The 7713-nt window shown below is 38.6% G+C and carries 5 protein-coding genes and 1 pseudogene; 4 read left to right on the forward strand and 2 right to left on the reverse strand.

All coding sequences use genetic code 11. The features are described from left to right. The coding region (locus AC33VI_RS22525) for a PhoX family protein (protein WP_491784506.1) at positions 1 to 1023 on the reverse strand (1023 nt) is incomplete at its 3' end. Positions 1024 to 2123: 1100 nt separating this feature from the next. On the opposite strand from AC33VI_RS22525, the gene AC33VI_RS22530 reads away from it, so the two are divergent. From AC33VI_RS22530 to AC33VI_RS22545, 4 genes and pseudogenes are all read left to right on the forward strand, one after another. After that, positions 2124 to 2711, forward strand: coding sequence for a hypothetical protein (locus tag AC33VI_RS22530; RefSeq protein WP_491784507.1), 588 nt, complete (start codon positions 2124 to 2126; stop codon positions 2709 to 2711). A 28-nt stretch (positions 2712 to 2739) separates the two neighbouring features. Beyond that, positions 2740 to 4314, forward strand: coding sequence for a TrbI/VirB10 family protein (locus AC33VI_RS22535; protein ID WP_491784508.1), 1575 nt, complete (start codon positions 2740 to 2742; stop codon positions 4312 to 4314). Between the two features lie 92 nt (positions 4315 to 4406). Continuing rightward, a pseudogene (locus AC33VI_RS22540) lies at positions 4407 to 4942 on the forward strand (hypothetical protein). Between the two features lie 400 nt (positions 4943 to 5342). Then, a complete protein-coding gene (locus AC33VI_RS22545; protein WP_491784509.1) occupies positions 5343 to 5741 on the forward strand; it encodes a hypothetical protein in 399 nt (132 codons plus the stop codon). Between the two features lie 298 nt (positions 5742 to 6039). Here AC33VI_RS22545 and AC33VI_RS22550 read toward each other — a convergent pair. Next, on the reverse strand, positions 6040 to 7713 hold a 1674-nt coding region (locus AC33VI_RS22550; RefSeq protein ID WP_491784510.1), incomplete at its 5' end, for an esterase-like activity of phytase family protein.

The raw sequence follows: 7713 nt of genomic DNA on the forward strand, positions 1-7713 counted from the left end.
AAAGGCAAAACCTTCGTGCTTGAAGCGACCCAAAGCTGTTCGCTTAACTGGAGTTTGTCTACCGTTCTCGGGGTCGATCTCTACAACCCAGCCAAATCGATGATGTTCGTTAGCATAATCGGGGTTAGAAAGATCGAATCGTGGGTCAAACTGCTCCCAACCGTAACCAAAACCATCAAAATCAAAGCCGTAGCGGTCTTGCTCGGGAGTAAGGTTTTCGTCGAAAATTTCCCCTTCAGTAGAACCAAAGTAGCCGTTAAAATTCTCTTCACAAGTTAGGTATGTACCCCAGGGAGTATAACCATTCGCACAATTATTTACAGTACCTTGGGGAGAATTCCCCGCATTATTTTCCAAGAGGGGATGACCCGCCGCAGGACCGCTAAACTCAACGGGCGTATTGACATGAATGCGTCGAGAGTTGGGATTAGCAACAACGCCCCACTTTCCACGTGCCTTCTTAATGGCAACAACGGAAACGCCATGAGCATGCTGAGATAAACGGACATCTTCTAGACTTTCAGGGTCTTCTTTGCCTAGAACGTGGCTATTAATGCCAAACTCGTGATTTATGCACAGTATCCCCTCGGTATTGCTGGTACCATCCTTGGCAAAAAACCACATACCGTCATGACCGATACCTATCTGCTGAGTCTGCTCATCGGAAGTTGGGCGAGTATTAGGGTCACCAGTATACTCTGGGCCACCAGGATAAATGGGAGTACCCCAGGGGATCAGAACACTATATTCATAATCATCGGAAATACTGGGAACTGCAGGATCTAAAGTTGCTTGAGCGATAGTCAACTGGGCAAAGTTAATTAATCCTGGAGTCTCTTCAAATACAGTACCCGCAGCAGCACCTTTTGCCAAAAAGTTCTTACTAGCTAATGCACCCAAAAAGCTTGTGGCTGATAAAGCAGCACTACGTTTGAATAGATTTCGACGAGATAAGCTGGCATTTAAAATATCCTCAAAAGGACGATTCCCCGAGCGATTGGAAGTTTTGTTATCGTGAGGCATGATGGATTGATGGGTTCTCCTCTATTTAATGTTGTTTAAGTTGAACTACATTAGTGAACTTTTGTTGTTTTACGCTCAATTTCAGGTCTTCTTTTGATTCTGTATATTGGATATTTTTTGGTGTTAGAAACGCTTTGCATTAAATGTAAAATCCAAAAACTCCACTTAACAAGAAAGGAATTTTCAGTTGAAAAAGACAAGCAAAATCGATCTATAATTCGATCGAACCGATTGGAAAAGCCTTACAACCAAGAAGACCAATTGCCGTACAACAATAAGTTTAAAAGTACAAAAACTTGAATTGTATAGATAATTTAGTTGTACTTACGTATATATTAATATATGTAAATAAAAAATAAAAAATTACTCAACTCAAACTATCTATCTCGTTAGAAGATTGTTTCATAGATATGTTTTTAATAGGTAAAATATAAGTTAAGAAAAGATTAGGTGTAATTATTATTTTTTTATTAAGACTATAATTCAGAGTCCGATCGATACAAAAAAATTAGGTGGTTTAATATTGGTTTTTTTGTATTGTAAATAATATAAGGATAAGTAAGGTTTTATTGGCTCGGGCTTCTTAACCTATTTATTTTGGTAACTTAACCTTTGGTTAAAGAAAAAAACCTAATATTTTAAGCATTTGACATTTCAAATATTTTTATTATGTAAAGTACTAGAGTTAATGAAATTTCAGACTCTATAGCAAACAAAGCTTTATTGTTAAATTTATCTTGATTCTGCCGTAATTTTAAACAAGTTTATTAGAGTAATGGTTCGGACAAGATTTAAATGATTTCAATGGCTGAAAGTTTAGAGGATGCTTATCTATCATCAGCAAACTTACTTTAATCAAGGTCAGCTTTTTAGCTAACTTGAGAAAAAAAGTCAAATTTTAATAATTATAATTATTGTCCTGTAAGCTTTGTAAATTCGTTGAAAAAAATGTCCGAACCATTGTTAGATTATTAATTAAGATGCAGGTGGAATTATAAACTAATGCGATTATCTCAAAGAGAATCAAAAAAAAAAGTATTTTATTGCCCGCTTTTGCCTTATTCTCGTTTGGATTACATCTATTGGGCTTAATAATACTAATGTTTCATAGTTCTATGTTGAAGCAGTTGAAGCGGCAATTTATACCTCAAAGTTTAGTACAATTAGCTGATGGTCGCACTATCACAGTAGATTCCCAGCAAAATTTAGCAAGACATCCAGAAACGATTCGACGTTTTGTAGCTGAAACTCTTTCCTTCATGCTGACGCACTCCGAAAAACAAGTGCCAGGGATAGTCTGGAAAATTGGTTCTGAGCTATTTGCTGAAGAACTGCAACTAAAATCTTCAGAGGAGATATTATCCTTTAATCCCAACCAAAAATTTTTCGATGGAGGGAGAATAACTGAGAGTGTTTTTATCATCCAAAAAATCTCTCAACCAAAAAAAATTGAAGACGGTAAATGGAAAGTACAAATAGTAGCTCATCAGTTGATTTTTACCGATCGTGACAGGCTCGGAGAAGCGATCGCCTTTAACAAACAAATTTCAGTTCGAGTAGTCAATCGACCGACTCCTTCCTTACCCAACAAACTTCTTCCCGAACATTTAACGGCTTCTCAGATTGGTGAAGCAAAGCTGGAAATCTACCATATCTGTGATATTCAAGCAAAAAATTGTATTTTTTAAATTAAAGCGTAGTTATCATTTTAACTTTATGGATCGACCTAAAATACCTTTACACAACCCACTTGATCCTAATGAGACCGATCCCCGTCTACTCGAAGAACTTGTAAAACGGAACGAGTTATCACAAGAAGTAGAATATTCCGCTTGGAAATCGCGAGTAGCAAAACTAGTCGGCTTAGAGGATAAATCCTTAAATAGTGATTCCCAAGAAGTAAAAAATTCAGCTAGGGAACAACTAACATCAGAGGATGAGGAAGAGATAGAGGTTACTACTAAGCAAACTCTTTCATCCAATCCCTTTGCCAAACTTGGTTTAGTGAGTTTGGCAACTTTTGTAATTATTTTGTTGGTTGGTATTTTATTGTTACAGATTATGAATGTTGGCAAGACAAAGCCCAGTCAGAAGGATTCTATTCCCTCAGAACCACAACAGCAGTCAAATACTGAATCTTATATGCTGGAGCTTGAAGAAGAAGTAGAAAATCTGAAAACAAAGTTAGCTCTGGCAAAACAAGCAGATGCAGTTAAAACAGCCCAACAATCCCTCAGACAAGAAACGCCAAAACCAGAGGAAACAATAAGTAATAACTTGACTCCACCAAGTAATCCCGAACCACCGACCGTTGAAGATCCTCCCATTAGTGAGCCAGAAGTAGTTTACGTTGAGCCTCCTGCTCCACAGCCCGCACCCCCATCTCCCCCGAAAACAAAACCAGATCCCTTTAAAGAATGGATGAGGCTGGCTAAGTTGGGTAGTTATGGTCAAGTGCCTGAAGCCTCAGAATCCGAGACTGCTCAGCATTCGCCAAACCAAACCACTGAACCCGATTCACAAATTGCTCAGCAGTCGCCAAACCAAATCACTGAGCCCAATTCACAAATTGCTCGGCAGTCTCAAACATCTTTAGATGACGATTTTGCGGCGGAACCTTCACCTAGGCAGAGTCGTAATTTTGTGACAGTGGGAAGTAATGCCAAAGCCGTCTTAGCAACCGCCGTTTTTGGAGAGACTACTAAATCTGGTAATCCCAATCAGCAGGAAGAAACAGTCTTTGCGGTAAATTTACAAGAACCACTTAAAGCCTCAAATGGAGAAATTGCTTTGCCTGCCGACACCCAGCTATTAGTAAAAATTGGCTCTCTTTCCGATCGAGGCTTGGTAAAGCTTAAAGTAGATAAAGTCATTGTGCCAGAAGATAATGATAACTTTTCTGAAATAAGCGTCCCGCCAAATGCATTTGCCATTCACTCTCCAGGGGGGAAACCTCTCCTAGCTGATAAATTTCCCGATCGATCTGGATCTATTACTTTAAAGGATACACAAATGTTCCTGTTGGGAGGTCTGGGTAAAGCAGCAGAGTTATACAATCGTCTTGATACAGAAATTATAATCAATGATGGAAGTAATACTACTGTTTCTAGTGGTGATTCGCAGCGTAATATCCCTGCTGGAGCAGTACAGGGAGGTATGGAAGCTTTAATTCCAGTACTTGCTCAACGCAATCAACAACAAATATCACAAATGATGCAGCGAACAGATGTTTGGTTAGTTCCAGCAGGGGAAGAAGTTGAATTATATGTCAATCGAGAAATCCTACTTTAACAATTTTTTTTAGATTTGCAATCGTGAAAAACTATCATATCGATCAAAATAAAAAAAATCATAATTTCTTCTTCTTGTCCCTAGCATTCGGAATGTTTTCAACTGCAACGTTATTATTGGCAAGTCGCGTCCTTGCTAATAATGCTGTTTTAAAATCCCTATTTTCTTGTCAAGCACAGGGACTTGGAGGAGTAATTCCCATTATCAAAGTTTCCTATCAACAGGGAACAAACTTGAGCTTTATTCCTACTCAAGAAAAAATCAAAAAAGTTTGGTTCAACGATCCTTCACAAGTGACGCTCGATTTTGATGGTCCGATGTGCCTACAGTTTGGAGAAGGAAATAGCAGTACAAATTGTCAAAATTCTGGAGCAAATGTAATTCACTTAAGGCGTATAAAAAATTAGATATTCCTGGTCTACCTGACGTCGATAATACTCTTCTAACAGTTATTACACAAAAAGATGGTCAAAACAAATTATATTCTTTCCGAATTCTCTATGAAGACAATCCTGAATATCATACTTTAGCTATTTATCCAGATCCACCCAGTGCTAGTAAATCAACCTGTACTCACATACCTGATGACAATTTTGAGAATACTCCAATTTTAGTTCCAGTCCAATGACACAAACTATGTGAGACGTTAAATGTCTTAGGTTAAATTTAATTGATTAATTTTCTGCTAGGGATTGCTATCTAAAATAAAGATCGAGCTAGAGTTTATCTTCACTTTTCCCTTCATATTTTATGTTCGCAACTCTGTCTTTTCACTCGATCTAATTCCATAATTCCATATAGTTTATGCTTAAACATTGTTAACTAATAAAACGAGGGGAAATATGAAATTTTCTATTGAGCGAAATATTAAGCTTAAAAATCAACAAAAAATCCCAATTAATTTTTTAGATTATTGGTTAAGTCATCTGCTTGGCTTTTTACCATTGTTACTTGCTTTGTCCGTATTGTTACTAACTGTCAATCTAAAGACCCCATCCCTGTTTTTATGTGGGCTAGTAAGCACTTTAGTGGCATTGGCAATAGGTCGAATTGGTCGACAGGCTATGTTGCCCAAACAATCTATTAAACTCTTACAAACTTTAGTCGTTGCCTTTATTGTTAATGGATTTTGCTGGTTTTATTTGGCAGAACCAGCACAAGCACAATTTTTTAGGAAAGCTGAGGATTTCTTTCAATACAATCTCACTCAAGGTTTAGAAGGGGGAAGTAGCACTACAGCAGCAGTTAGTTTAGTTTTTAACGTATTACGAGCAATTTACCTACTCTATATTGCAGTTTCTCTAATTGGTGTAGTCAACTCCTTAAGAAAAGATGAGGATTGGCAGACTGTTGCTAGAATCCCTTTATTAGTTGTTGTCGCTGTTACAATTGCCGATGTCTTGACTGGTTTTATTTTAGGCAATTGATGATGTAGGTACTGTTGCAAAAACATAAAATCTTAATGTAGTGATATTGATTTGCTATTTCAAGTTCAACAAAGATATATATCGGAACAACCCAAAAAAGAAGCGATCGCTTCTTTTAGGAAAAAGCGATCGCTTGAGTCCCGAATAAATTAAATTGGCGTTGGTAAATGGATAATGCTATTTGCAATTTGTTTATTTATCTGTTGGAAAAAATATGCAAATTGGAAAGCTTAGAGCTTATAGTTACAAAGAATAACTTATCGTGCGACATTACTAACTTACCAACGCCTAAATTAGATTAAGCAAAGGAAAAATTACTTTCATCTGCCAAGAAATCGGCAGGAGTATTTGCCACAATTGCTAAGGGGTTTCCATTATAAGCAATTAACGCTCCTGCATCAGTTTGAGCAATATACAAGTCGCTAAATCCAATACCCAAACCAGCTATTCCAATTACATCCTCTCCGCTAGTAAAGTCTTCGATCGTATTGGGTTCTTCAGGAATATCTCCGTTAGAAATCCAGAATTGATCTGCACCTAAGTTGCCGTTGATGCTGTTGCCGCCTCCAGATAAAGCAAAGATGCGATCGTCACCATCGTCGGCAAATACTCGGTCTTCCTTACCCAAGAAAATGAGATCGTCTCCACTACCAGCATTGACGAGGTTGTTACCCTCACCTGGAGATAGATCTATAAAGTCGTCTCCTTCATCAGCAAAGATTAGACTATCGCTAGTACCAAATTCCAAACCAGCTGTTAAAGTATTGTCGCCAGTCGTAGCGAAAAAGGGTGTTAGTTGAGTTGTATCGGGTTCTTCGAGTTCAATGGCAGAAGCATCAACACGAGTATCACCAACGTCTGCACCAGTTAGTTCCGCAGCCCCTAAAGCTTCGGCAAATTCTGGAGCAACTAACAAATCTGCCTCAGCAATTTCCAATGACTCAGCATCAGTACTAACGCTGCCAGGAGTACCCACATCAAACAAAATTTCTAGCCCCAGCTCGTCTTCAGTGGTGTCAGCCACAAAAAAGCCGCTAGCTGTTTCGGAAACTCTTGCTGGGTCGAAACCAATCGAGAAATCGCCTACAGTAACTTCAGTGTCACCTAAGCCCAGAGTAATCGTTCCTGAATGTTTGATCGAACCGCTTACTGGGGCAAATGGATCGACTTCAAATGCAAAACTAGTATCTTCAACAATAGGAAAACCTACTTGAAAGTCTTCAGAGAAAGGTTCCCCCGTACTATCTGCACCAACCAAGGTAATTCCTGCCGCCGATTCTAGTAAAGGTAAATCCAGAAAAACACTAGTAGTTCCTGAATCTACTTGAGCTAGAGTAGTTTCTGATGTAGATGTATCTGTTAAAGAACTACCTCCTAAAGTAGGGTCTAAATTTAGAGGTTCTTCTAGGTCAATTAAAACTATCTCGTTATTGTCAATATCGTCCTCTCTGCCTTGAGAAAAGGGATAATTGTTATCGTTAGCCACTAAGATAGTGTCTTCATCTATTACCACTACATCTTCGATAGTTACAAAAGGCATATCGTAGGTAGTCTCGCCATCGCCGTTGAGGTCGTCTGGATCGGCAATATTCAAAAGATCGACAACTTCGGTTTTTTCCACAAAACCGTTTTCATTAACTTCGGAAATATCGATTTTGAAGACCTTTTTGAACTCGGCATCTTCTCCCTGATTGCCGTCTCGTTCGATAACTAAAAACTCCGTATCATTAATGGGAGTAAAGTCGCCGATGGGGTTACCGTCGGTGGTGGGGTAGTAACCGACTAAGCCTGTATAGGAAGCAGACTCTACATCAAACTCATAGATGCGTAAAGCATTTTCTGGATCGCCATCTACTGTACCTTCTAATAGAGGATACAGGGTTTGGCGGTCTGGGCTAAATGCCATCCCTTCAAAACCGCGAGATCCAGAAATATTAGGAAGACTATCCCCAAGATCGGGATTTTGGGGAGA

The organism is Waterburya sp. (genome assembly GCF_058530065.1).

Bases quoted from the DNA above. Each gene is read 5' to 3' on its own strand.
- AC33VI_RS22530 (WP_491784507.1), top strand. From the start codon at position 2,124: ATGTTTCATAGTTCTATGTTGAAGCAGTTGAAGCGGCAATTTATACCT.
- AC33VI_RS22535 (WP_491784508.1), top strand. From the start codon at position 2,740: ATGGATCGACCTAAAATACCTTTACACAACCCACTTGATCCTAATGAG.